This is a genomic window from Vicinamibacterales bacterium (genome assembly GCA_035699745.1).
Classification (GTDB): Bacteria; Acidobacteriota; Vicinamibacteria; order Vicinamibacterales; family 2-12-FULL-66-21; genus JAICSD01.
The window spans coordinates 1-23,710 of sequence record DASSPH010000022.1; the positions used below are offsets into that span (position 1 = coordinate 1).

The 23,710-nt window shown below is 69.5% G+C and carries 23 protein-coding genes; 4 read left to right on the top strand and 19 right to left on the bottom strand.

Annotation, left to right across the window (positions count from 1 at the left end; genetic code table 11):
• A partial coding sequence (locus tag VFK57_04125) for a hypothetical protein (GenBank protein ID HET7694871.1) occupies nucleotides 1–184 on the top strand: 184 nt, incomplete at its 5' end.
• 43 nt (nucleotides 185–227) lie between these two features.
• Here the strand turns inward: VFK57_04125 and VFK57_04130 are convergent.
• Both VFK57_04130 and VFK57_04135 read right to left on the bottom strand, forming a co-directional pair.
• Entirely contained in the window at nucleotides 228–491 is a 264-nt protein-coding gene (locus VFK57_04130) for a hypothetical protein (protein HET7694872.1), read from the bottom strand.
• 17 nt (nucleotides 492–508) lie between these two features.
• Complete coding sequence (locus tag VFK57_04135) at nucleotides 509–1,813, bottom strand: MATE family efflux transporter (protein ID HET7694873.1); 1,305 nt, start codon at nucleotides 1,811–1,813, stop codon at nucleotides 509–511.
• 44 nt (nucleotides 1,814–1,857) lie between these two features.
• Here VFK57_04135 and VFK57_04140 point away from each other — a divergent pair, with 44 nt between their 5' ends.
• Nucleotides 1,858–2,619, top strand: coding sequence for a hypothetical protein (locus VFK57_04140; protein HET7694874.1), 762 nt, complete (start codon nucleotides 1,858–1,860; stop codon nucleotides 2,617–2,619).
• Nucleotides 2,620–2,649: 30 nt separating this feature from the next.
• On the opposite strand, the gene VFK57_04145 is transcribed toward VFK57_04140, so the two are convergent.
• From VFK57_04145 to VFK57_04180, 8 genes are all read right to left on the bottom strand, one after another.
• On the bottom strand, nucleotides 2,650–3,459 hold the full coding sequence (locus VFK57_04145; GenBank protein HET7694875.1) for a DUF1028 domain-containing protein: 810 nt from the start codon (nucleotides 3,457–3,459) through the stop codon (nucleotides 2,650–2,652).
• Nucleotides 3,429–4,775 (bottom strand): RIP metalloprotease RseP, encoded by a 1,347-nt coding sequence (gene rseP, locus VFK57_04150; GenBank protein HET7694876.1) that lies wholly within the window; start codon nucleotides 4,773–4,775, stop codon nucleotides 3,429–3,431. The genes VFK57_04145 and rseP overlap by 31 nt, the downstream gene beginning before the upstream one ends.
• 15 nt (nucleotides 4,776–4,790) lie before the next feature.
• Nucleotides 4,791–5,915 carry a 1-deoxy-D-xylulose-5-phosphate reductoisomerase gene (gene dxr, locus VFK57_04155; protein HET7694877.1) on the bottom strand — a complete coding sequence of 375 codons (1,125 nt, stop codon included), beginning with the start codon at nucleotides 5,913–5,915 and terminating at the stop codon, nucleotides 4,791–4,793.
• Nucleotides 5,912–6,763 carry a phosphatidate cytidylyltransferase gene (locus VFK57_04160; protein ID HET7694878.1) on the bottom strand — a complete coding sequence of 284 codons (852 nt, stop codon included), beginning with the start codon at nucleotides 6,761–6,763 and terminating at the stop codon, nucleotides 5,912–5,914. The genes dxr and VFK57_04160 overlap by 4 nt, the downstream gene beginning before the upstream one ends.
• Before the next feature lie 79 nt (nucleotides 6,764–6,842).
• Nucleotides 6,843–7,628 (bottom strand): isoprenyl transferase, encoded by a 786-nt coding sequence (locus tag VFK57_04165; GenBank protein HET7694879.1) that lies wholly within the window; start codon nucleotides 7,626–7,628, stop codon nucleotides 6,843–6,845.
• Between the two features lie 32 nt (nucleotides 7,629–7,660).
• Nucleotides 7,661–8,398 carry a tRNA pseudouridine(38-40) synthase TruA gene (gene truA, locus VFK57_04170; GenBank protein ID HET7694880.1) on the bottom strand — a complete coding sequence of 246 codons (738 nt, stop codon included), beginning with the start codon at nucleotides 8,396–8,398 and terminating at the stop codon, nucleotides 7,661–7,663.
• A gap of 166 nt (nucleotides 8,399–8,564) precedes the next feature.
• Nucleotides 8,565–9,134, bottom strand: a complete 570-nt coding sequence (gene pyrE / locus VFK57_04175) for an orotate phosphoribosyltransferase (GenBank protein ID HET7694881.1) — start codon at nucleotides 9,132–9,134, stop codon at nucleotides 8,565–8,567.
• A 31-nt stretch (nucleotides 9,135–9,165) separates the two neighbouring features.
• On the bottom strand, nucleotides 9,166–11,658 hold the full coding sequence (locus VFK57_04180) for a S9 family peptidase (protein ID HET7694882.1): 2,493 nt from the start codon (nucleotides 11,656–11,658) through the stop codon (nucleotides 9,166–9,168).
• Nucleotides 11,659–11,900: 242 nt separating this feature from the next.
• Between VFK57_04180 and VFK57_04185 the strand changes: the two genes are divergently transcribed.
• Nucleotides 11,901–13,418, top strand: coding sequence for a TolC family protein (locus tag VFK57_04185; GenBank protein ID HET7694883.1), 1,518 nt, complete (start codon nucleotides 11,901–11,903; stop codon nucleotides 13,416–13,418).
• 96 nt (nucleotides 13,419–13,514) lie between these two features.
• Complete coding sequence (locus VFK57_04190) at nucleotides 13,515–14,294, top strand: glycosyltransferase family 2 protein (protein ID HET7694884.1); 780 nt, start codon at nucleotides 13,515–13,517, stop codon at nucleotides 14,292–14,294.
• Nucleotides 14,295–14,328: 34 nt separating this feature from the next.
• Here VFK57_04190 and VFK57_04195 read toward each other — a convergent pair whose 3' ends face one another.
• From VFK57_04195 to VFK57_04235, 9 genes are all read right to left on the bottom strand, one after another.
• On the bottom strand, nucleotides 14,329–15,435 hold the full coding sequence (locus VFK57_04195) for a glycosyltransferase (protein ID HET7694885.1): 1,107 nt from the start codon (nucleotides 15,433–15,435) through the stop codon (nucleotides 14,329–14,331).
• Nucleotides 15,436–15,972, bottom strand: a complete 537-nt coding sequence (locus VFK57_04200) for a hypothetical protein (GenBank protein HET7694886.1) — start codon at nucleotides 15,970–15,972, stop codon at nucleotides 15,436–15,438. It abuts the gene before it with no gap.
• A complete protein-coding gene (locus tag VFK57_04205; GenBank protein ID HET7694887.1) occupies nucleotides 15,885–16,799 on the bottom strand; it encodes a TIGR02757 family protein in 915 nt (304 codons plus the stop codon). The genes VFK57_04200 and VFK57_04205 overlap by 88 nt, the downstream gene beginning before the upstream one ends.
• A gap of 87 nt (nucleotides 16,800–16,886) precedes the next feature.
• On the bottom strand, nucleotides 16,887–17,519 hold the full coding sequence (locus VFK57_04210; GenBank protein HET7694888.1) for a hypothetical protein: 633 nt from the start codon (nucleotides 17,517–17,519) through the stop codon (nucleotides 16,887–16,889).
• An 88-nt stretch (nucleotides 17,520–17,607) separates the two neighbouring features.
• Nucleotides 17,608–18,909: a dihydroorotase gene (locus tag VFK57_04215; GenBank protein ID HET7694889.1), complete on the bottom strand. Its 1,302-nt coding sequence runs from the start codon at nucleotides 18,907–18,909 to the stop codon at nucleotides 17,608–17,610.
• A gap of 46 nt (nucleotides 18,910–18,955) precedes the next feature.
• A complete protein-coding gene (locus VFK57_04220; GenBank protein HET7694890.1) occupies nucleotides 18,956–19,885 on the bottom strand; it encodes an aspartate carbamoyltransferase catalytic subunit in 930 nt (309 codons plus the stop codon).
• Nucleotides 19,885–20,430, bottom strand: a complete 546-nt coding sequence (pyrR, locus tag VFK57_04225) for a bifunctional pyr operon transcriptional regulator/uracil phosphoribosyltransferase PyrR (GenBank protein ID HET7694891.1) — start codon at nucleotides 20,428–20,430, stop codon at nucleotides 19,885–19,887. Before pyrR ends, VFK57_04220 begins: the two co-directional genes overlap by 1 nt.
• A 174-nt stretch (nucleotides 20,431–20,604) precedes the next feature.
• Nucleotides 20,605–21,918: a hypothetical protein gene (locus VFK57_04230; protein HET7694892.1), complete on the bottom strand. Its 1,314-nt coding sequence runs from the start codon at nucleotides 21,916–21,918 to the stop codon at nucleotides 20,605–20,607.
• Between the two features lie 65 nt (nucleotides 21,919–21,983).
• A complete protein-coding gene (locus VFK57_04235) occupies nucleotides 21,984–23,690 on the bottom strand; it encodes an alkaline phosphatase family protein (GenBank protein ID HET7694893.1) in 1,707 nt (568 codons plus the stop codon).
• Nucleotides 23,691–23,710: the final 20 nt, after the last annotated feature.

The following is a 23,710-nucleotide window of genomic DNA, read 5'->3' on the forward strand; positions in this document are numbered from 1 at the left end:
GGCCGCCAACATCGGCATCAGCCTGCCGGGTACGGGCGAGGAACCGAGCTGCCCCGTGTTCATCGACGGTCATCACACCGCAACGCTCCGCGGCACCTACGAGGAACTCGATCGCGCCTTCCGCGAGCTCGTCGACGAGTCCGTCGCGTCGAAGTTCCCGCGCAAGGAAGCGGCCGTTCGCTGATCGCCCGATCACCCGATCACCCGATCGCCCGATCGCCCGATCGCTAGTCGATCCGGCTGACGATCGGAGATCCCGTCTCGCGATAGGTCTTCTTCCGCGCTTCTCCTTCAGCTTCGTCGAACTCGGGGATGCCGTTTGCGTCCGAGCCGCGTCCATCGGCGCGGTCGGATTGCTGCGTGAAATCGGGATCGAGACGATCGCCGACCTCATCCTGAGTAGCGTCGGATCTCGCCTGCGCGGCGTTGCCTTCGGGGTTTCTCTGCATCGGGTCGCCGCCGGGGCCGGGGCGGCGCGTCAGGTCAGCCATGAGCACACTCCTGCCGATCAACGAGCAAGGTGGATGCCTTTCATCCGCCACACGGTGACCAGACTGATGCCGCAGATGACCAGCCCCAGCGACAATCCCCACCACAGCCCGACGACGCCGTAGCCGGCGTGGAAGCACAGGACGTAACCGAGCGGCAGACCGACGCCCCAATGGCCGCCGAGGTTCCACAGCATCGCGGTGCGGGTGTCGGCCAGTCCGCGGAGCGCGCCCGTGGTGACGCCCTGCAGGGCATCGAACAACTGGAATACCGCGGCGACGAACAGCAGCCGCACGCCGAGCGCGATCACTTCCGCATCGGCGCTGAACATGCGGATGAGCAGTCCGGGCACGGTGAGAAAGACGAGCGCGGCGGCCGCCATGAACGAGACGCCGAGCGCGATTGCCGTCCAGCCGGCGGCGATGGCGCCGGCGGGATCGCGGCGTCCGATCGCCTGGCCGACGCGCACCGCCGCGGCCGATGACAGACCGAAGGGGATCATGAACGTGAGCGACGCCATCTGGATCGCGATCTGATGCGCCGCGAGCGCGGTGGTCGAGACGCGGCCGGCCAGCGCCGTCGCCGAGGCGAACACGCCGACTTCGAGGAGCATCTGACCGCCGGCGGGAAGCCCGAGCCGCACCAGGCGCCGGACGCGCGGCATATCGAGCGCGAGCGGCGTCTCGCGCAGGCGCGGCTGCATGCGCCGCTCGTGCCGGAGGATCACCACGAACAGCGCCGCCGCCATCACGATGCGCGAGGCCAGCGTCGCCCACGCCGCGCCGGTGACCCCCAGCTGCGGCGCCCCGTAGTGGCCGAAGATCAACACCCAGTTGGCGAGGGCGTTGGTCACGTTGGCGATGACCAGCGTGTAGGTGACGGCGCGGACGATGTTCATCGCCTGGAGATAGCGCCGGAAGGCGACGTACAGGAGCAGCGGTGGCAGGCTCCAGCCGACGACCGAGAGGTACGGCTGCGCCAGGGCCACGACCGGCGGCGGCAGTCCGAGATGGGGCAGCGCGCGGTTCATCAGATACACCACGCCGATGGTCGGCGGCGTCGCCAGCGCGGCGAGCCAGACGCCGGCCACGAGCCAGCGATGGCAGTCGTCGATGCGCCTCGCGCCGAACGCCTGCGCGACCAGCGGATCGAGGCCGAGCAGCAGCCCCATCGCGAAGACGCCGACGGCGATGAACAGCGAACTTGCGATGCCGACGGCGCCGATGGCGTCGGGCCCGAGGCGCCCGACCATCACCATGTCGACGATGCCCATCGTCACCCACCCGAGCTCGGCGACGATCACCGGCGCGGAGAGCGACAGCATGGGCCGCAATTCCTCGCGAATGCGCAAGCAGCTATTCTATGTGCGTGTTGCTGGTGTTCGCTCTCGGCGCGCTCCTCGCGCAGCAGCCGGAAACGCTGTCGCTGCTCGGTGAACCGCTGTACGCGCCGAAGCTGGCGAAAGCGGAACGCGCCGCCGCCGACGCGGAGCTGGCGCGCGCGCACGCGGCGTACACGGCGAAGCCGGGCGGCGCCGCCGAAGTCCTCGCGCTGTCACGCGCGCATCTCGCACTGGGGCGCGTCGGCGACGCGCTGGTGATCCTGACCCAGGGGATCGAAGCCAACCCTGAGGCGGCGGAGCTGTTTCTCGAGCGCGGCCGCGGCTACATCGTCATTCGCAAGTTCGACGTCGCGGCGCGCGATCTGACGAAGGCGACGAAGCTTCCGGAGGCGCGGTGCAGCCTCGCGCTGGCGCAGTACCTGGCCGCTGACTTCGATCGCTCACGCGCCACGTACAAGGACTGCGCCGCTCCCGGCGTCTTTGCCTATCTCGCGGAGCGGCGCGCGGGAGGCAAACCAGCGCAGCGCCCCGTTCCCGAGGGCCCAGCCGTCGCGCCATCGACCCGGATCAGATTCCCGGGAACGGTGGCCAAACAGAAGGTGAACGCCGCCGAGCCGCTCTCGGCGAAGTATCTGGCGGCGATTGAGGCGCTGCTCGACGGAAAGGAAGACGCCGCCCGGGAAGACCTCAAGCAGATCGTCGAGAAGAATCGCGGACTCTGGATGCAGCCCGTCTACGTGGCCGCTGAGGCCGACTACGCCCGGCTGGCCGCCAAGAAAAAGAAATAGCTGAAGCTGGAAGCGGACAGCTGACCGCTGTCACCGCGGTGCCGCGTTCACCCCTTCGCATCCCGGGCGCGAGCGGCGCGAGAGCGAACGCTCCACGACACGGCGCAGCTCCTTGATCGGCTCGGGATTGTCGTCGACCTGGAGGCGCAGCACGGTGTCGTTGTTCAACCACACCCCGCAGCCCTTCTTCACGACGATCAGCGCGGCGGACTGCTGGCCGCGGGTATCGCCGCCGGCCGCCTGGCCGGCCTCGAGCGCCGCGACCAGGCGCATCGACAGGGCGCCGGTCGTTTCCTCGAACGCCTTGACCATGTTCGCGACGACCGCCTCGCCGGCGAGGATGTTGCCCTGCGCAGTGCAGTACTTGCCGCCCTTGTGCCCGGCCCACGTGGACGCCTGCGGACCGGTGTGGGCGGCGTAGCTCCCCTTCGGATCCATCACCGCGAACTGCCGCCCGGCCTTGGGCCACGGCTGGCCGCCGTAGCCGGGATCGGGATCGCTGTCGAGAATCGCGCGGATGATCGCGTCCGGGCGCAGACCGGCGCGGAGCAGCGCCAGCGACTTCGGTCCGTAGCTGACGTCGACGATGGCCTGCGTCGCGGCGATGCCGACTTCTGCTTCCGCCCAGAGCACGCCGTTGCCGACCGAGAAGACGCGCGACTGCACGGCGCCGCCCAGCTCGCCGGTCGCCGGATCGTAGCCAAGGATCGAAAAGGTGCCGGTTCCGAGAGGATCCGGATCCGTCAGCGCGGCGGCTGGCCGCTGCTGCTGTGCGTGAGAAACGCCGGCCGCGGCGAAGAGGACGGCGGCTAGCGCCAGGGCACGAGCTTTTCGATCCATTGAATCCGCATCAAGTCGTTGTAGATCACGGTGACCATCAGCATCAGCAGCAGGACGAAGCCGGCGAGGAGCATCTTCTCCTTGACCCGCATGCTGAAGTCGCGGCGCGCCAGTCCTTCGAGCGCGAGGATGAAGATGTGGCCGCCGTCGAGGACGGGGATCGGCATCAGATTCAGGAGCCCGAGGTTCAGGCTGATCATCGCCATCAGGCTGAAGAGCGAGATCCAGCCCGCCTGCGCCGCGGCGCCGGAGAGATCGGCGATCGCGACCGGCCCCATCAGCTGCTTGACCGACGTTTCGCGGGTGAACAATCCGCCGAGCGTCTCGACGATGAGCCGCGTCCACTCCCAGTTCTTCTGCAGACTCAGCTTGAACGCTTCAGCGATGCCGGGGTTCACGGTGCGGGTTTCCCACGGCAGGATCTTCGCGCCGACGGTGGCAATCGGCGTCTCGACGCCGTTCACCATGAGCGTGGTGCCCAGGTGCTGCGGCGTCAGATTGACGGTCTGCACGGTCTCGCCGCGCTTGATCTGCAGCACGAGCGTCTTCCCGGGACTCGAACGGAGCGTTTCGATCAGCTGGTCGTACGAGACCGGCACCTCGTTGTCGAGCGCGAGGACGACGTCGCCCTTCTGCACACCGGCCTGAGCGGCCGGCTGGTTCGGCACGATCTCGTCGAATTCCGGATGGATCTGCGGGTGCACGCCGATGTCGCCCATCTCGTACTTGCCCTGGGCGGTCGGCACGACGATCACTTCACCGGCGCGGCCGTCGCGCACGTAGCCGATCGTCACGCTGCGCTTCGCCTTCGAGACGATCGCCATCCCGAACTTTTCCCAGGTGTCGACCGGATCGCCGTCGACGCTGACGATGCGGTCCCCCGGTTTGAGGCCGGCCCTGGCGGCAACCGAATCGGCGGTAAAGGTGCCGATCACCACCGGCTGCTGCTCGAACTGCGGAACCTGCGCGCCCTGGTAGTACACCAGCGCCATGACCACGATCGCCAGCAGCAGGTTCATCACCGGCCCCATCACCAGGACCTGGAACCGCTGCCACTTGCCCTTCGACAGGAACTCGTCCTGCGCCCCGGTGCGGGAGTCTTCGGGGTTCTCGCCCGCCATCTTCACGTAGCCGCCGAGCGGGATGGCGCTGATGCAGTACTCGGTGCCGCCGCGCTTGAAGTTCACGAGCTTCGGCCCGAAGCCGAGCGAGAACGTCAGCACGCGCACGCCGATGCGGCGCGCCATCAGGAAGTGGCCGAGCTCGTGTACGAAGATCAGCACGCCGAGCACGAAGAGGAAGGCGAGAATGGTCAAGATTTCACCTGAGAATCAAGACGTCGATTGTACCCCAGTGGCGGCCCGCGCCGCGAACGCCCGGGCCCAGGCGTCGATGGCGCGGACCTCTGCAAGACCGTGCAACGGCGCGACAGGGTGTTCGTTCTCGAACGCATCCATCGCCCGGCAGATGACGTCGGCAATGCCGGTAAACGCCAGCCGCTCGTCGAGGAATGCGGCGACCGCGACCTCGTTGGCGGCGTTCAGCACGATGGGGAGCCCTGCGCCGCCGCGCAGCGCGCGGAAGGCCAGCGCCAGGCACGGGAAGCGCACCGTATCGGCCGGCTCGAACTCCAGCCGGCCCGCGCGCGCCAGATCGAGAGACGGCAGCGGCGCCGGCCAGCGATCCGGGTAGGAGAACGCATACTGAATCGGTAGACGCATATCCGTCACGCCAAGTTGCGCGATCACGGATCCGTCGATCAGCTCCACCATCGAGTGCACGATCGACTGCGGGTGCACCAGCACGTCGATGCGGCCGGCGTCGACGGCGAACAGCCACCGCGCCTCGATCACCTCCAGCCCCTTGTTCATCAGCGTCGCCGAATCGACCGTGATCTTCGGTCCCATCCGCCAGGTGGGATGGTTCAGCGCGTCCGCCGCGGAGACGTTCGCGAGGTCGCGCGCCGGCAGGCCGCGGAACGGCCCGCCCGAGGCGGTCAGAATCAGGCGTTTGATCTCGGACGAGCGCCGCCCGTGCAGGCATTGATGAATCGCGTTGTGCTCGCTGTCCACCGGCAGCACCGCCACGCCCCGCGCCTGCGCCGCCGCCATCACCAGCGCGCCCGCCATGACGAGAATCTCCTTGTTGGCGAGCGCGATCGTCTTGCCGGCCTCGATCGCCGCCAGCACGGCGTCGAGCGCCGCCGTCCCGGAAGACGCGAACAGCACCACGTCCGCGTCGGGATGGGTGGCCACGTCGATGAGCCCCTGCGGCCCCTGCTCGGTCGCGAGCGCGGCGCGCGACGGCCGGTAACGCTCGACCTGCCTGGCGAGCCGCGCCGCATTGCCGCCGGCCGCGAGTCCGACGACGCGCAGCTCGCGCGGGTGTGCGTCGACGACCGCGAGCGCGCTCTGGCCGATCGAGCCGGTGGAGCCGAGGATGGCGATCCCCTTCATGCGACGAACCTGACGAAGACGTAATAGACGGGCGCCGCAAAGAGCCAGCTGTCGATGCGGTCGAGCACACCGCCGTGGCCGGGAATCAGGTGCGACGAGTCTTTGATCCCGGCGCTCCGCTTGAGCAGGGACTCGAAGAGATCGCCCACGATCCCGAGCAGTGAAATCGCGGCGCCGAGAAGCGCCAGTATCCATGTCGGTGAAGCGAACACATACTGACCGCCGAGTGCCATGGCGAACGTGCCGAAGACCACGCCTCCTATCGCCCCCTCGACGGTTTTCTTGGGACTGATCGCCGGGGCGAGAGGGCGCCGGCCGAACGCTCGACCGGTGTAGTACTGCGCGGAATCGCTGACGACGATGACGGCCATGAGGAGCAGCACCCGCAGGCGGCCATCCGGCAGATCCACGATGAAGTCGGGCGTTGCCATCACGCCGTTGCCGCCGCGCGTCCATGCGAGGGCACCGAGCGGCAGGCCGAGATAGACCGCGCCGAAGATCATCGCCGCGGCATCCGCGAGTGACCCCGGGGCCGGGCGGCCGCGGGCGACGGCCGCGGCGCCAGCCACGATCAACCCGGCCATCAGCGCCAGGTAGACCACATTTGGAAACGCCCCCGCCAGGCCGTCGTTGTCGGCGCGCCACATGGCGAAGCACAACAGCGCCACCAGCGTCGCGCCGGTGATCATCGGGACCTCGGCGCCAAGCGCTCCTGCCATCGACCGGTACTCGGAGAATGCCAGCACGGCGGCCACGAGGGCGAGCACGAAGGTCGCCGCCGGCGGCAGAAACCAGATCGTGCCGATGACGACCGGCAGCATCACGAGGGCCGAGAGCACCCTGGTCATCGCGGCGGGCGGATCGCGGACCGCGGCAAGCGGATGGCGGACAGCGGCAGGCGCACAGCGGCAGGCGGGCGGCGGCAGTTCACCGCCCGGCCACCGCCGGCTGCGTGACGCCGCCGAAACGGCGGTCGCGCTTCTGGTACGCGAGGATCGCCTCGAGCAGGTGGCGCTGCCGGAAATCGGGCCACAGCGTGTCGGTGACCCAGATCTCGGCGTAGGCGATCTGCCACAAGAGGAAGTTGCTGACGCGCATCTCGCCGCTGGTGCGGATCAGCAGGTCGGGATCGGGCTGGCCGGCGGTGTAGAGGTAGGACGAGACGCGCGGCTCGTCGATCTGCTCCGGCGCGAGGCCGTCGCGCACCATGCGCCGCGCCGCTTCGACGATCTCGGCGCGGCCGCCGTAATTCAGCGCGATGTTGAACTGCATGCCGCCGTTGGCCGCGGTCTTCTCTTCCGCGTCGCGCAGCTCGCGCTGCACGTCGCGCCCGAGATCTTCCATGCGGCCGATCACCTTGAAGCGGATGTCGTTGCGCAGCAGCGTGTTCAGCTCGGAGCGGAGATAGCGCTTGAGCAGCAGCATCAGCGTCGACACTTCCGCCGCCGGCCGCTTCCAGTTCTCGACCGAGAACGCGTAGAGCGTCAGCACCTTGATGCCGAGCCGGGCGGAGCCTTCGACGGTGTCCCGCACCGCGTCGATCCCGGCGCGGTGCCCTTCGACCCGCGGCAGATGCCGCTGCGCCGCCCACCGTCCGTTGCCGTCCATGATCACGGCGATGTGCGCCGGCAGCCGATCGAAATCCACCTGCCGCGCCAGCGCCTCTTCGGCCGAGCCGGGCGTGATCGACGCGAGGACGTCTTCGAGGCTCATGGCTAGCCGTTCATTCTAGCAAGCGATCCGCGTCACCGGTAATCGACCCGGACGAGGAACAGGCCGCGCGGCGGCGCGGTGCGGCCGACCGCCGTGCGGTCGCGCGACCGCAGCAGCCCGGCCATGTCGGAGGCGGGGCGAGCCCCTCGGCCGATCTCGACCAGCGTTCCCGCCAGGCTGCGCACCATGTAGCGCAGGAATCCGCTGCCCGCCACCGCGAACGTCAGCGCCGCGCCGTCGACCCTCCAGCCGGCCGACGCAATCGTTCGCACCGTGGTGTGATTGACGCCGCCCGCGCCGCGGAACGCCGCGAAATCGTGCTCGCCGACAATGGCGCGCGCCCCTTCCCGCATCGCCTCGACGTCGAGCGGCTCGGGGATGTGCCAGGCGTACAGCCGGATGAACGGCGGCAGCGTCCTTCCGTTCCAGATGCGGTACTCGTAGGCCTTGGCGATCGCGTCGAAGCGCGCGTGAAAATCGTCCGGCTCGGTGCTCGCCGCGGTGACGCGGATCGCGTCGGGAAGGTGCGCGTTCAGCGCGCGCACCAGTTGTGCGTCCCCGATCGACGCCGCGATGCGCGCGCTCGCCACCTGCGCCAGCGCGTGCACACCCGCATCCGTCCGCCCGGCGCCGTGCAGCGTCACCGGCGCCCCGTCGATCTCGCTCAGCGCCGCCTCGATCAGTCCCTGGATCGATCGCCCGCGCTCCTGCCGCTGCCAGCCGACGAAATCAGTGCCGTCGTAGGCAACCGTCAGCTTGATCGTTCGCATCAGACGGCCATCGGGTCATCGGGTCATCGGGTCATCGGGTGATCGGGTGATCGGGTGATCGGGCGATCGGGTGATCGGGCGATCGGGCGATCGGGAACCGGGTGATCGATATCGACCCTCGCACCTCGCTCCTCGATCCTCGATCCTCGATCCTCGATCCCCGATCTCAGCTCCGGCTGCCCGGCTTGACCACCGGCTGGCCGGCGGCACAGAGCGGACACGTCTCCGGCTGATACGCGGCCACCTGCATGCGCACGAGCGCCTGGAGCGGCACGTTCAGACGCGACGCGTCCGCGCCGCGGTCGATGATCGCCGCGGCGCCCAGCACCTGCGCGCCGGCGGCCTCGGCCGCCTCGATCGTCTCGCGCGTCGACAAGCCCGTGGTGATCACGTCTTCGACGACGACCACGCGATCCGCCGGCGAGAGCGTGAAGCCGCGGCGCAGCGTCAGCCTGCCCTCCTGCCGCTCCGCGAAGATCGCGCGCACGTGCAGCGCCCGGCCGACCTCCTGCCCGATCACGATGCCGCCGAGCGCGGGCGACAGCACCGCCGTCGGCTGCAGATGTGCGAGCCGCGCCGCCAGCGCGGCCCCCAGCCGTTCGGCGAAATCGGGAAACTGCAGCACGAGCGCGCTCTGCAGATACCGATCGCTGTGCAGTCCCGACGACAGCTTGAAATGCCCTTCGAGCAGCGCCCCGGCGTGACGAAACAACTCGAGTACTTCGCTATCGGTCATCGACCCTCGACCCTCGACCCTCGGTCCCCGATCACTGCGTCGTCTTTCCGTTCCGCGCGACGCCCGTCCGCAGGTTCTGCTCGAACAACTTCAAGATCCGCTTGTATTCGTCCGCCCAGCTCGACGCGCGCTCGAACCCGTGGTTCTCCACCGGGTACGGCGCCAGCTCCCAGTTCTCCTTGCGCAGCTCGATCAGCCGCTGCGCGAGCCGCACCGAATCCTGGAACAGCACGTTGGTGTCGACCATGCCGTGGCAGATCAGGAGCGCGCCCTTCAGTCCGTCCGCGAAGTAGATCGGCGAGCTCTTGCGATACGCCTCGGCGTCCTTCTGCGGCACGTTGAGGATGTTCGACGTGTAGCCGTGGTTGTAGTGCGCCCAGTCGGTCACCGGACGCAGCGCCGCGCCCGCGGCGAACACGTCTGGGGTCGTGAACATCGCCATCAGCGTGATGAACCCGCCATAGCTCCCGCCGTAGACGCCGATCCGCCTGGCATGCACCTGCTCCTTCTCGACCAGGTACTTCGCGCCGTCGACGACGTCCTCCAGATCCTTGCCGCCCATGTGCCGGTAGATCGCCGTGCGCCAGTCGCGGCCGTAGCCGGAACTGGCGCGGTAGTCGACGTCGAGGACGACGTAGCCGCGGGAGGCGAGCAGGTTGTGGAACATGTACTCGCGGAAGTAGGTGGACCAGTACTTGTGCGCGTTCTGCAGGTAGCCGGCGCCGTGGACGAACACCACGCCGGGATGCGCGGGGTCCCGCCTGGCGCCGATCATCTCCGGCGTGAACAGCCGCGCGTAGACGTCCACCCCATCGCGCGCCTTGAACGTGATCACCTTCGGGTCGATCCAGTTGAAGCCGCGCCACTCCTCGGTGGGCGTCGTCGTCACCTGCTTCGCCGTCGCGCCCGGACGATTCGGCATGACGTAGACTTCGGGCGGCTTCGTGCTGTACGAGTGGACGAGACCGAGCGTGGACTCGTCGGGTGACACTTCGGCGACGTTCGAACCGGTCATCGACGTGACCTTCGTGCGCGCGCCTCCCTCGACCGGCACCGTGTAGAGGTGGCGCTCGCCGGGGTGCTGCTCCGTGCTGGTGACGAAGAACGTCTGCCCGTCGCGCGACAGCGCCGCGCTCGCGATCTCCCACTTCCCGCTCGTGAGCTGCTTCGGCTTCGCCGACGTGTCGCTCACGTCCAGCGTGTAGAGATGCATCCAGCCGTCCCGCTCGGACAGGAACCACACCCGCTTGTCGTCGGGCAGGAAGTCGACGCCCGAGGTCCCGAAACCGCCGCCGGCTTCACGAATCCACGCGTCGTCGTGCAGGGTATCGACGACGCGGGTCCTGCCGCTTTCCGCGTCGATGGCGACGTACCACCGATCCTTGTTGTCCGCCGAGCGCGCGCTCGCGATCGTCAGCCTGCCGTCGTCGGACACCTGCGGCATGGACCACCGGACCTCGCGCTCGGCGCGCCGGCCGGGTCCCTCGGACCGCCCCTGGGCTGGCGGCCCCGGCGCGGTCGCGGGCGCCGCCGGCTGTCCCTGCGCCGGGCGCGCCGCGGGCTCGTCGACCGGCGGCGCGAAGCTCGCGTCGGCCCACACGGTCTTGCCCGTCTCGAGGTTCATCACCGCGAGCAGGGTGCGGTTCTGCGCGTCGCCGACCGCGGTGCGGCCAGGAATGTCCTCCGCGTAGCCGGTTTCGGTGACGTAGTTGGGCACGATGACGTTGCGCGCCGCGGCGGGCCGCTCGGATACCAGCACGAACACGTGGGTGTCGTCCGGCGACAGCATGAGGTCCGTCGCGCTCTGCCGCTCCTGCAGCTCGAGCGCCGGCAGCTTGTCCTGCCTGGCGCGATTTTCGGCCTTCTTCTTCTGTTCCTTCTGTTCCTTGATCACCTCGAGCAGCTTTTCCTGCTCGTCGCGGATGAACCGCTGGCTGTCGGTGAGGCGCGGCTCCGGCCGCCGCGGGCCGACGTCCGTGAGCTGCTGCACGACGGCGCTGCCGGTCCCGTCGAGCGGGACGACGAAGAGATTGCCTTCGCGGACGTAGGTGATCGCGGTGTCGTTGCGCGCCCAGCGCGGATTGCCCTCGCCGGCGGTCGTCCGCGTAATCCAGCGCCTCTGGCCGGAGGCGTCGAGCACGACGATGTCGCCGCGATCGGCAAAGACGACGCGCGTGTGCGCCTTGTCCCAACGCCCGTTCGCCGGCGGGACGTTCTTCTTCTGCGCGTCGTCGAGCCGCACCGGCGTGCCGCCGTCCCGCGGCACCCAGTAGGTGGAGGCTTCGTCTTCGCCGGGCTTGCGCCAGTCGAAGTACAGCTTCTGCGAATCGGCCGACCATCGCAGGTTGTCGGGCGGATAACCCACCAGGTCGGGCCCGCGCATGATGCTGTCGACGGTCAGCGCGAACTTGTCGGTCTTCGCCGGCGCGTCCTTGTCGGCCTGGCGGGACGCGGTCCGGGCGAGCAGGCCGGGCGCGGTCAGGAAGACGGAGAGCAGCACGAACGAACGGGTCGAAATGCGCATAAGTTTCCCTATTTGACCACAGCCGTCCGAACCGTCAGGCGCTCGCGGCCGTCCAACAGAAAGCCCTTGGGAGCGTCGCGTCGACGGGCCCGCAACGGATTTTGCTGTTCGTCCGGGCAGCACCCTTTGGTTCCACCACTCTGGAGAGCACTGTAATGCGTTTGTACCCGCAATTTCGGGCCTCAATCGCGCGGCGGGCGGCAGCCGGCGCGGTTACCCTTCTGTTCGCTTCCGGCACGCCGATGTCCGCTTTCGGACAGACTGCTCCGGCCGCCCCGGCGCCGCAGAGCGCCCAGCCGGCGCCGGCGCAAGGCACCCCGTTGACCATCGAAGAAGCGGTCCGGATGGCGCTCGAGAACAATCTCGGCATCCAGACCGAGAAGTTGAACCCGCAGATCCAGGTGCTCGGCATCGCGCGCGCCAATGCGGCGTTCACGCCGACGCTCTTTTCGAGCGCCAGCCGCCGCAGCAGCACCGCGCCGCCGACCGACTTCAACACCAGCGGCGTCGGCCAGGCAATCTCGACCAGCGCGAACTTCTCGAGCCAGGGCGGCGTCCAGCAGAACCTGAAATGGCTCGGCAGCAACTACTCGGTCTCGTTCGACGGATCGAAGGCGACGACGAACGCGATCAACTCGGTGTTCAACCCGCAGCTCGGCTCCGGGCTGAACGCCGTGTTCAACCAGCCGCTGCTGCGCAACTTCAAGATCGACGGCCTGCGGCAGCAGCTCTGGACCAGCCAGAACAACGCGACCATCGCCGACATCCAGCTGCAGCAGCGCATCACGCAGACGTCGCGGAACGTGCGGGCGGCCTACTACCAGCTGGTGGGGGCTCTCGCCGGGCTCGACGTCGCGCAGCAGTCGCTGGAAGTGGCGCGCACCTCGTTGAAGAACAACCAGACCCGCGTCGAAGTCGGCACCATGGCGCCGATCGACATCGTCACCGCGGAAGCGGAGGTGGCGAGCAACGAGGAAGCGGTGATTCTGGCGCAGGCGCAGATCGAGGCGGCCCAGGACAACCTGCGCGCGCTGGTGATGAACCCGAACCAGCCTGGCTTCTGGGGAACGCGGTTCGCGCCGGCCGAGCAGCCGAATCTCGCGCCGCGGCAAATCGACCTGGACGCCGCGGTCAAGAACGCGCTGCAGAATCGCAGCGACCTGCGCGAGTTCCGGAAGCAGATGGAGAACACCGACATCGGCATGCGCTTCGCCGCGAACCAGAAGCTGCCGGCCATCGATCTCCAGGCGCGCTACGGCCTCGCGGGCGTCGCGGGGACGCGCTACAGCCGCGACGAGTTCGGCAATCTGGTCGACCCGACGATCCGCAGCTTTACCGATGCCGTCCGTGACGTCTTCGCCAACGACTTCAAGACCTGGAGCGTGGCGGTGAACGTCTCGTATCCGCTCGGCACGAGCACGGCCGACGCGGCCCACGCGCAGGCGCGGCTGCAGAAGCAGCAGGAGCAGGTGACGCTGGCGAACCTCGAGCTGGCGGTGACGCAGTCGGTGCGCGACGCGGCGCGTCAGGTGACCACCGGTCTCCGCCGCGTCGAAGCCACGCGCCGCGCCCGGGAGCTCGCCCAGCAGCGCCTGGATGCGGACAACAAGCGATTCGCTGTCGGTCTCGCGACCACGTTCGAGCTGCTGCAGTCGCAGCGCGACCTCGCCCGCGCCCGCCAGGCGGAGCTGCGCGCGACCATCGACTACAACCAGTCGCTCGTCGACTTCGAGGCGGTGCAGATCGCGCCGATACGCTGAGTCGCGATCACTCCCGATCCCGCAGCGTGGGCTTGGGAATTGGGGCTTGGGAATTGGGCATTGGGGCTTGGGAGTTGACAGCGTTAGACTCCCCCAGTGCCAAAGCTGACCGTCACGGTCATTACGCGGAACGAGGCGGCGAACATCGAGGCGGCGCTGGCGTCCGTCGCGTGGGCGGACGAAATCGTCGTCGTCGATGCCGAGAGCACGGACGACACGGCGGCGATCGCGCGGCGCCGCGGCGCACGGGTCGAGGTCAGGGCCTGGCCCGGCTACAGCGCGCAGAAGAACCACGCCGCCGCGCTCGCCTCGCACGACTGGATCCTGTCGCTCGACGCTGACGAGCGCGTCCCGGCCGGACTGGCGTCGGAGATCCAGGCGCTTCTGCGATCGGAGCCGCCGCATCGCGGCTATCGCATCCCGCGGATCAGCCACTACCTCGGACGATGGATCCGCGGGACCGACTGGTATCCGGACTATCAGTTGCGGCTCTACGATCGCCGCGCCGGGCAGTGGAACCGCCGGCCGGTTCACGAGTCGGTGGCGCTGAACGGAGAACCGGGCCGCCTCGATCACGACCTGCAGCACTTCCCCTACCGCGACATCAGCCACCACCTGCAGACGATCGATCGCTACACGACGCTGGCCGCCGACCAGATGCGCGCGGAAGGGCGGAAGCCGTCGATTGGCGGCCTCTTCCTTCACCCGTGGTTCGCGTTCCTGCGCAATTACGTGCTCCGTGGCGGGTTCCGCAACGGCGGCGCGGGGCTCGTCGTGTCGATCCTCAACTCCTATTACGTGTTCCTGAAGCTGGCCAAGGCGTGGGAACAAGGAGCGGCAGGCGGCCAGCCGTCGGCGGTCGGCGGGAAGCGGTAGGCGCTCAGCGGCCGGCGGCCGCCGGTCGGCGCGGTCAGGCCTCGACGTGGGCGTGCATCGCGACGCGGCGGTAGACGTTCAGCGTCTCCTCCACCATCCGCTCGGCGCTGAAACCGGCGCGGACGCGCGCCCGCGCCGCGGCCGCCATTTCGGCGCGCATGGCCCGGTCCGTCAGCAGCCGGACGATCGCGTCCGCCATGGCCGCGTGATCGCGCGGCGGGACCAGCAGCCCGGTGCGGCCGTCGACCACGACTTCCGGCATTCCGCCGGCCGTCGTCGCCACGATCGGCTTGCCGCACGCCATCGCGTCGAGCAGCGACGTGCCGAGCCCCTCGGTGACCGAGCTCATGACGAAGATGTCGAACGCCTTGTGCACCGACAGGATGTCCGGACGGAAACCGGCGAGGAACACGTGCTTCTCGAGGCGATGCTCCCTGATCATCCGCTCCAGCGCGGGACGCAGCTCTCCCTCGCCGGCGATCACGAACCGCGCGTCCGGCACTTTCTTGACGACGAGCGCGGCGGCCTCGATCAGGTGCCGCTGCCCCTTGTGCGGCACCAGCGCGGCGACGTTGCCGACGATCGGCGAATTGTGCGGCAGCCACAGCTCGGCGTGGAGATCCGCCGCCGGCGCGGCTTCGACGTGGCCGATGTCGATCCCCTCGTGCACCACCACGGTGCGCGACGCCGGCACGCCGTCGCCGATCAGCATCCGGCGGATCGCCTCGGAGGCGCAGATGAAGAGGTCGACCTGCCGGTACTTCCAGCGCGAGAACGCGTTCGCCTTCAGGTGGAAGTCGACCCGGCGCGCCGCGACCAGCGGCGGCTTGGCGAGCTGGGTGCTCATCGACAGCGCCAGCGCCGCCATCGCGACGCCGTGCGGGTCGTGCGCGTGCAGCACGTCGGGCTGCAGCTGCTTGATCAGCCGCGACAGCCGCCACGCGGCACTGAGATCCATCTCGGTCTTCGGCGCAATCGGGACCAGGTCCAGGCCTTCCTGCGCGCGCTGGCGAAGCTCGCCGGCGGCATGGGCGACGAGCATCGAGCGGTGGCCGAGCGAGCGCAGGCCGAGTACGGTGAGCAGCACCTGGTTCTGGCCGCCGCGCCACGTCCGCGCCGTGTCGATATGGAGCGAGAACATCTACGGCTTGATCGCGAGCATTCCCGGCTTGCACCCGGAGTGATGACGCGGGCAATCGTCGAAGGTCACCGCGTTGCCGTTGCTCGAGAACGTGACGCCGCGGGCGATGCGGCTCGACGGAAAACCGTCGGGGTCGATGATCGCGACGGCGCCGAGCGCGGCCCCAGTTCTGCCGTCGAACACCCGGAGCTGGTAGCCATTGACCACGAAGCCGACTCTCGCGCCATCGGGGGTCCAGGCGATCTCGCCCGCTTCCTCGCTCGGGCCGCTGAGCGCCTGCACCCGGCGCGCGCGCTTGGTATCGGGACCGACCCACAGGGACTGGCACCGTCCGGCCGCGCAGCGCCCTTCCAGCACGAACGCCACCGCGTCCTGCGACGGCGACGGGACGACGCTGACGGCCCGCCGGGCGCCGAGGAAGAAGCCGCCCGCGAAGCCGGCGATCGCGACTACGAACGCGGCGATGAGCGCCGCGACCGCCCCGCCGCCGCGCGTGCGGCGCGGCCGCGGGGCCGGCAGATTCCCTTCAGCGGACATTGCGCATCTCCCTGCCGGCGGCCGAAGCCGCAGGCGTTCATCATGCCGACGTGGCACAGCGAGAAATCGAACCGCACCGGATCGACCGGATCGATCGCCCGCAGCGAGGCGGTGATCTCGGCCGCCATGCGCCACCCGGGCGAGCGGTAGCGCGTCAGGCGCAGGCAGCGGCCCAGCCGGATCACGTGCGTGTCGAGCGGGACGATCAGCTTGGCGGCGGGCACCCGGGTCCACGCGCCGAGGTCCACCGCGTCGCGCCGTACCATCCACCGCAGGAACAGGTTCAGCCGCTTGCAGCCGGAGCCCGCCGACGGCCGGGGAAAGAAGTAACACACACCGGTGCGTTTCGGCGCGCGGCTGCCGTACACCGCACGCACGTCCAGCGCCAGCGCCCGCCGCGAGAAGCTGTCGAGCGCGCCACCCAGGTCCACCGCGGCCGGATCGTAGCCTTCCAGGAAGAATGCTTCGATCGATCCGGCGCGGTCGATCATCTGCCGCAGGATCCAGAGCAGCGCGACGATGTCGGCGCCCCGCGTCCAGCGGTGCACCATGGCGCGCAGCTCGGGATGCGGCCCCTTTGGATTGAACCCCCGCACGTACGCCGCCGGCCGCGGCCCCATCACCCGCGCCAGCGCCTCGACCGTGTTCAGCACGCTGGCGACGCGCCCGAACGCCAGCGCCGCGGCGCAGAACCCCACCACCTCCTGGTCGTCGCGCGCCTCGTAGCGGCGCACGATCTGCACCGGGTCCGCGGCCGCGTCCTCACGGTTGTAGTCGTCGTAGAGGCGTTCCAGCCGGGCCGACAGGACGGCGACGGACGCGCTCACGCAGCACGCGCCGCGAACGCAGAACGATCCAGATGGAAGATCGCTGCGAGCTCGGCGACCTCCGCGTGAGCACGGACGTGACGGCGGCTAGAACGTCGTAATCGGCTCACCGGCTTTGCACATCGGACACTCACCGGCGGCGAAGTTCTCGGCCGCCTTGTACTCGGCGAGGGCGAAGTTCGGCACGCCGGCATCCGCCATCGCCTCCATGCGGTCGAAGATCTCCACGGTCGCGAGCACGGTGCCGCCCGCCTGGCGCACCAGCTCGGCGCACTGCTGGAACGTCTTGCCGGTATTCCTCACGTCGTCGGCGAGCAGCACGCGCTTGCCGTTCATCTCGCGGGCGTAGAAGCCGCGCAGCGTGAACCCGTCGCCGCGGCTGGTGAACGGCGCGTAGCTGCAGGGCGGATGCGTGAGCGAGCGCCGGCCGTCGAGAAGGCCGGCCAGCGTGTGGGCGAGGAGCGCGCCGCCGACGACCGGGCCGGCGACGACCTCGGTGCGCTGCAGCAGGTCGCCGGGCAGCACGTCGAGCAGATCCTGGGCGAGCCGCCAGATGGTCGAGGGATGGCGGAACAACTGGTGCGGGTTCAGATAGACGCGGCCGTGGAACCCGTTGCCGTAGTCGAAGTGCCCGTGCCGCATGAGCACCTCGAATTCCTCGAGCTGCCGCAGCGCCTGCCGCCGTAAATCGTCCTTTTTGTCGGGAGAATATCGCCCCATCGCTTCCTTCCAGTCTCGGGGCGCGTCCCCGAACCCCCCTGCCGCGCTACTCGCGGGGACCCATCGCCCCGCTCCGTTCGCGCGCCGGTTACTGTAACCCGTCGTTCCTGTACACGACGTCGCCTCCGACAATCGTCGCCGCGACGGCGCCGCGCAGCCGCCAGCCGTCGAACGGCGTGTTCTTCGATTTGGAGCGCAGCGCCGCGGCGCTGATCGTCACCGGCGCGTCCGGCGCGAGGATGGTGACGTCCGCGGCGGCGCCGTCCGCCAGCGTTCCGCCCGGAAGCCGGAACACCCGTGCGGGATTGGTCGAGAGCAGCTCGATCGCCCGGGCCACACCGATGCGGCCGGCGTGGACGAGCCGATCGAACACGAGCGGCACGCAGGTCTCCAGCCCGACGATGCCGAACGGCGCGCGATCGAACTCGACCAGCTTCTCGTCGGCGTGGTGCGGCGCGTGATCGGTGGCGATGACGTCGACGCTGCCGTCGGCGATCCCCTCGAGCATGGCGTCACGGTCGGCGGCTTCGCGCAGCGGCGGATTCATCTTCACGTTGGTGTCGTAGCGGATCGGCGTTTCGAGCGCCTCGTCGGTGAGCACGAAATGATGCGGCGCGACCTCGCAGGTGACGTTGGTCAGGCCGCGCGCCTTGGCGGCGCGCACCGCGCGCAGCGACTGCCGGGCGCTCATGTGGCAGACGTGGTACGGCCCGCCGGTCAGCTCGGCGAGCGCGATGTCGCGCTCGACCATGATCGATTCGGCCACGCCCGGGATGCCGCGCAGCCCGAGCCGCGCCGCATGAAATCCTTCATGGGCGACGCCGTCCCCCTTGAGTGAGGGGTCTTCGCAGTGATTGACGATCGGCACGCCGAGCATGCCGGCGTACTCGAGCGCGCGGCGCATGAGCAGCGCGCTCGCCACCGGCCGGCCGTCGTCGGTGAACGCGACGCAGCCGGCGGCCTTCTGCGCCGCGAGCTCCGACATCTGCTCGCCGCGCGACCCCAGCGACACCGCGCCGATCGGATACACGCGCGCCTGCTTCGCCTCGGCCGCCTTGCGCAGGATCAGCTCGGTGATGCCGGGGTGATCGTTCACCGGGTCCGTGTTGGGCATGCAGGCGACGGCGGTGAAACCGCCGGCGACGGCCGACGCGGTGCCGGTCGCGATCGTCTCCTTGTGCTCCTGCCCCGGCTCGCGCAGGTGCACGTGGATGTCGATCAATCCCGGCGCGACGATCCAGCCGCGCTGGATCTCGAACACCTGGGCGCCCTCCGCGGGCAGCGACCTGCCTATTCGAGCGACGCGGCCGTCCTCGATCAGCAGGTCGAACTCGCCATCACGTCCGGCGGCGGGATCGATCAGGCGTCCGCCCTTCAACAGCAGCTTCATAGATTCTTCGCTTCACTCGCTCGCGTCTTCGTCTTTGCCTGCACCGTCAGTCCGCCTGCGCCTCGTGGCCGGCGAGCAGGTACAACACCGCCATCCGCACCGCGACGCCGTTGGTGACCTGCTCGAGAATCACCGAATACGGACCGTCGGCGACGTCGGAGTCGATCTCGACGCCGCGGTTCATCGGCCCGGGATGCATGATGATCACGTCCGGTTTGGCGCGCCGCACGCGGTCCGCCGTGAGGCCGAACAGGGTGAAATACTCGCGGGTGGACGGAATGAAGTGCCCGTGCATCCGCTCGTGCTGGATGCGCAGCATCATCACCACGTCGGCGCCGGCAACGGCGTCGTCGATCGACGCGGTGGCGGTGACGCCGAAGCGCGGCAGCTCGGCCGGCATCAGCGTGGACGGCGCGCACGCCCACACGTCGGCCCCCATCTTGTTGAGCAGCTGCACGTTCGAGCGCAGCACGCGGCTGTGCAGCAGATCGCCGACGATGGCGACCTTCAGGCCGGCCAGGCGCTTCTTGTGCTCGCGGATGGTGAACGCATCCAGCAGCGCCTGCGTCGGATGCTCGTGCATGCCGTCCCCGGCGTTGATGATCGCGGAGCGGCACAGCCGCGCCAGCAGGTGGGGCGCCCCCGACGAGGCGTGCCGCATCACGATCATGTCGGGCGCCATCGCCTCGAGGTTGCGCACCGTGTCGAGCAGCGTCTCCCCCTTGGTGACGCTGGACTGCGCCACCGCGATGCTCAGCGTGTCGGCGCTCAGGCGCTTCTCCGCGACCTCGAAGGACGTCCGCGTCCGGGTGCTCGGCTCGAAGAAGAGGTTGACGACGGTGCGGCCGCGCAGCGTCGGGACTTTCTTGATCGGCCGGGCGGCGATCTCGGTCATCGCTTCCGCCGTGTCGAGCACCAGCGTGATCTCGTCGGGAGTGAGGTCGGCGATGCCGAGCAGGTGGCGTGAGCGGAGCATCACGCCTCCACCTTGTCGTCGTCCAGCAGGACGCCGTCTTCTCCGTCGATTTCCTGCAGGCGGACCTGCACGCTCTGCCGGAGCGAGGTCGGCAGGTTCTTGCCGACGTAGTCCGCCTTGATCGGCAGCTCGCGATGGCCGCGGTCCACGAGCACGATCAGCTGAATCGAGCGCGGGCGGCCGAAGTCGATCAGCGCGTCGAGCGCCGAGCGGATCGTGCGGCCGGTGTAGAGGACGTCGTCGACCAGCAGAATCCGCTTGTCGTCGATCGAGAACGGGATTTCGGTGCGCCGGACGACCGGCTGCGGCCCGACGGCATGACGCATCAGGTCGTCGCGGTACAGCGTGATGTCGAGCGCGCCGGTCGGGACCTCTTCGTGGTTGATCTCTTTCAGCGCGTGCGCGATACGGCGGGCCAGCGGGACACCGCGGGTGCGGATGCCGACCAGCGCCAGATCGCTGGTGCCCCGGTTGCGCTCGAGAATTTCGTGGGCGATTCGCGTGAGAGCGCGGGCCATGCGGTCCGCGTCCATGACTTGCGGCATTCGTCGTCACCTCTTCGCGGCCTCGCGGGACCGCAGTTAAAGAGTTCGATCGGAACTATATCACGCGCGCCGCCGGCATCACCGCGAGAACGCTGACGCGCGATCGGAGGCTCATCATTTCGCCCCGCTGGCGCGCAGGCACGCGTGGCGACCGGATGCGGAGGGACGATCGAGTCAGCGTGGGATGCGGAATTCCGCGGGATCGCCGCCGATCGCGAGGCGGGTGCTCCCCGTCCAGGAGAACAGCGATCTCCCGGGGACGTACCCGTCGTCCAGGGTGAACACGCGGTTCACCCGCGTCAGCGTGACGGAGGCCGGGGCCGGCGACGGCGGCGCGTTCGGCCGGGGCGGCAGCGCGTGCGCGCTCAGGCGGACGGCGTCGGGTGCGCCGGCTCCCGCCGGCAGCGGCACGGCGCCGCGGAAACATCCGGTGCGGACGATGCGGAACTGCGGCAGGCCGCGATCCGACTCGAACCAGCGAACCTCGCCGGAGGCATCCTTCGCGCGCACCGCGAAGGCGACCGCCGCGTTCTGCAATTCCGTGCACGCCTCGACGAAGACGAAGCGGCGCGGGTCGGGGATGACGCCGGAGCCCGCCTCCGCCGATTCCGACAGCTTCTTCTCGCGTGCCATCTCCTTGGAGGCGAGCACGTGCGTCCAGGGATGCGCGTCCATCACGATCTCGCGCGACGCGTTCGTGAGGTCGAACCTGACCGGCGCCGGCGCGTAGCGGACGTCGGTCGGCCCGGACTCGCTGACCATGTTGTTGATCGTCGAGACCCACTGCAGCGGATGCTGCGCTTCGTGCCGGCCGCGGAACGGCGGGACCTCGTGTCCGGGTCCCTGGAACTCCTCGGCGACCACCCTTCCCTGCGCGTCGACGGTCGCGCCGTAGGTGTACTCGATGTCGGTGGTGCGCCCCCAGGTCGCCATGAGGCGGTCGGTGGCGGTGCCGCCGTCTTCGTTGCTGAAGATCGTCGAATAGCGGAACTGGCGTCCCTGCGCCACCGGGACGATCTCGTACCACATGAAGATCGGCACGTCGGTGAACCTGCCGACCGTGTCCGGCCGGGCGTAGACGAATGGCGCCATCGCCTGCGCCAGGTGCTCATCCGAACCGGCGGCGATGACGTGGGTGTTCACGTCGGGCACGGACACCCTGCCGACGTCGCGCGCCGACAGCCCGGCGTCGAGGTGGACGAAGACGCGATGCGTCCCCGGCGTCACCGCGCCGAGTGTCAGCCGGTACTCCCACGTGCCGCTGCCGCGCGCGAGCACGACGTGCTGCGAGTAGCGTCCGTCGAACGACACGCGCAACACCGCGGCCTCGCGCCCTTCGACGCCCCAGTCGCAGCGCTCGCACGTGGCGCGCACGACGGCGATCGCTTCACCCGCCTGTTTCGCCTCGAACACGCGGTAGGCCAGCGGCGCGGCGTCCGGACCGGCCTGCGTGAACACCGTGATCAGCAGCAGCAGGAGCGCAGACATGCCGGAGAGTCTACTCCGGCCGGCGCCGTTGACGAGCGCTGCCGCCGCCGCGGCAGCGCCGCGCCCTACCGTCCATGCGAGGGGATGTAGGCGATCGGGTGCGCCGCCGTGAATCGCTCGTCGAACAGGTCGGCCCGGGCGAAGCCGTCCATGTCGCGGCCGATCGGCAGGCCGAGGTAATAGAGAATCGTCGGCGTCACGTCCACCACCGAGCCGCGCCGCCTGCGCCCCGGCGTCACCGACGAGCCGTACGCCAGGAGGAACCCGTCAGGGCCGTACTCATGGGTCCCGCTGAACTCCGGATCCCGCAGCACGCGGGCGGCGGCGTGCTTGACCGGACCCACCGGCTGCATCCCGAAGCCCGAGACGACGAGCAGCAGATCGCCTGGCGCGAGCCGTTCGACGGCGGCCCCGATCTCGCCGTCGACGTAGGCGTAGTAGCGATCCATCAGCGGCCCGAAGCGCTCGCGTTCGGCGGCGGTGACGTCGCCGAACCCGCTGCCCTCGGCGTACCGCAGGTAGACGTGGCTGGCGGCGTCGATGGCCTGGTACCGGATCGCTTCCACTTCCACCGGTGTGGTCGCCCGGATCTCGCGCGCCGCGCGCGCGTACGCTTCGTCGCGCCGTGCCGACGCCGCGACCGCGTCCGCCGCCGCGGAACCGTTGGCGTTGAACGCCTCGCGGGCGACCGCGACGATCTCGTCGGGGTACGCGGCGCGGCCGTCGAACTCGAACATCGATCCGACCATCTGGTGGAACCGATCCGTGACCATGAAGCCGGTCAGCGGCTGCGCCGGATACGTCAGCGGCCAGCGGACGACGCCGGCGCTGATGCCGTAGTCGCCGAGGATGCTCCACAGCGGCCGGGCGCGCCACGCCGCCGAGGTGTTGGGCCGGTCCTGGACGACCCCGAGCCGCACCAGGACGTGCGAGAAACAATGCGCCGGCAGCAGATCCACGGCGCGGTGATCGCCCGGAGCGAAATAGGAGGAGGCCGAGCGCACGCCGTTCTTCGACGGATACATGCCGGTGGCCACCGCGGCCCACACCGGATCCGGCTGCGTGGGCCGGATCGTCGCCAGGTCCATCGACGCGCCGGCGTCGAGCAGCCGGCCGAAGTTCGGCAGCCGCGCCGCCGCGACGCGCGGCCACACGTACTCCAGGGACGCGCCGTCGAGGAGCAGCAGGATGATGCGCGCGGTCGCACGCGGCGGCGCCGTCGCGAGCGCGACGCGGCGGGCACCGAGCGGCGGTTCGCCGCCGGCGCCGCGCGCCGCGATCGGCAGCGCCAGCGACCCGGTGATCGCGATCGCCAGCAGAGCCGCGCCGACGCGGCTGCCCCGCCGTCCCGACGAGTAATGCGCAACCGCGATGCCCAGCAGCACCACCGCCGCCACGGTGGTCGCCCCTGCCCCGAACGCAAACCGCCGCGCCGCCGCTTCGTCGAAGACGTACGGAAAGCCGCGAAGGTTGAGCCACATCAGCAGCGAGGCGACCGCCGCCGCCGTCGCCGACAGCCAGGCGAGCAGACGCACGCTGATCCAGCCCGGCGAGAACGCGCCGAAGCTCACGAACTCGCGCAGCAGCATCACGACGTAGAACACCAGCGCCAGATGCACGCCGTAGAAGCCGGCGAGCGTCAGGTACCACCGCCACACGCTGCCGGATGCGAGCGGCACCTGCGGATTCAACTGCAGCAGCAGAATCGTGAGGTAGGCGGCGCCGAGCGCTCCGGCGAGCAGCGCGTTGGTCAGCATCCGCAGGAAGCGCATCGGGCCAAGTGTATACTTCG

Coding starts and splice junctions, on each gene's coding strand:
- VFK57_04130 (HET7694872.1), bottom strand. CDS start 491: ATGGCTGACCTGACGCGCCGCCCCGGCCCCGGCGGCGACCCGATGCAG.
- VFK57_04135 (HET7694873.1), bottom strand. CDS start 1,813: ATGCTGTCGCTCTCCGCGCCGGTGATCGTCGCCGAGCTCGGGTGGGTG.
- VFK57_04145 (HET7694875.1), bottom strand. CDS start 3,459: ATGGATCGAAAAGCTCGTGCCCTGGCGCTAGCCGCCGTCCTCTTCGCC.
- dxr (HET7694877.1), bottom strand. CDS start 5,915: ATGAAGGGGATCGCCATCCTCGGCTCCACCGGCTCGATCGGCCAGAGC.
- VFK57_04160 (HET7694878.1), bottom strand. CDS start 6,763: ATGACCAGGGTGCTCTCGGCCCTCGTGATGCTGCCGGTCGTCATCGGC.
- VFK57_04165 (HET7694879.1), bottom strand. CDS start 7,628: ATGAGCCTCGAAGACGTCCTCGCGTCGATCACGCCCGGCTCGGCCGAA.
- truA (HET7694880.1), bottom strand. CDS start 8,398: ATGCGAACGATCAAGCTGACGGTTGCCTACGACGGCACTGATTTCGTC.
- pyrE (HET7694881.1), bottom strand. CDS start 9,134: ATGACCGATAGCGAAGTACTCGAGTTGTTTCGTCACGCCGGGGCGCTG.
- VFK57_04180 (HET7694882.1), bottom strand. CDS start 11,658: ATGCGCATTTCGACCCGTTCGTTCGTGCTGCTCTCCGTCTTCCTGACC.
- VFK57_04185 (HET7694883.1), top strand. CDS start 11,901: ATGTCCGCTTTCGGACAGACTGCTCCGGCCGCCCCGGCGCCGCAGAGC.
- VFK57_04195 (HET7694885.1), bottom strand. CDS start 15,435: ATGTTCTCGCTCCATATCGACACGGCGCGGACGTGGCGCGGCGGCCAG.
- VFK57_04200 (HET7694886.1), bottom strand. CDS start 15,972: ATGTCCGCTGAAGGGAATCTGCCGGCCCCGCGGCCGCGCCGCACGCGC.
- VFK57_04210 (HET7694888.1), bottom strand. CDS start 17,519: ATGGGGCGATATTCTCCCGACAAAAAGGACGATTTACGGCGGCAGGCG.
- VFK57_04215 (HET7694889.1), bottom strand. CDS start 18,909: ATGAAGCTGCTGTTGAAGGGCGGACGCCTGATCGATCCCGCCGCCGGA.
- VFK57_04220 (HET7694890.1), bottom strand. CDS start 19,885: ATGCTCCGCTCACGCCACCTGCTCGGCATCGCCGACCTCACTCCCGAC.
- pyrR (HET7694891.1), bottom strand. CDS start 20,430: ATGCCGCAAGTCATGGACGCGGACCGCATGGCCCGCGCTCTCACGCGA.
- VFK57_04230 (HET7694892.1), bottom strand. CDS start 21,918: ATGTCTGCGCTCCTGCTGCTGCTGATCACGGTGTTCACGCAGGCCGGT.
- VFK57_04235 (HET7694893.1), bottom strand. CDS start 23,690: ATGCGCTTCCTGCGGATGCTGACCAACGCGCTGCTCGCCGGAGCGCTC.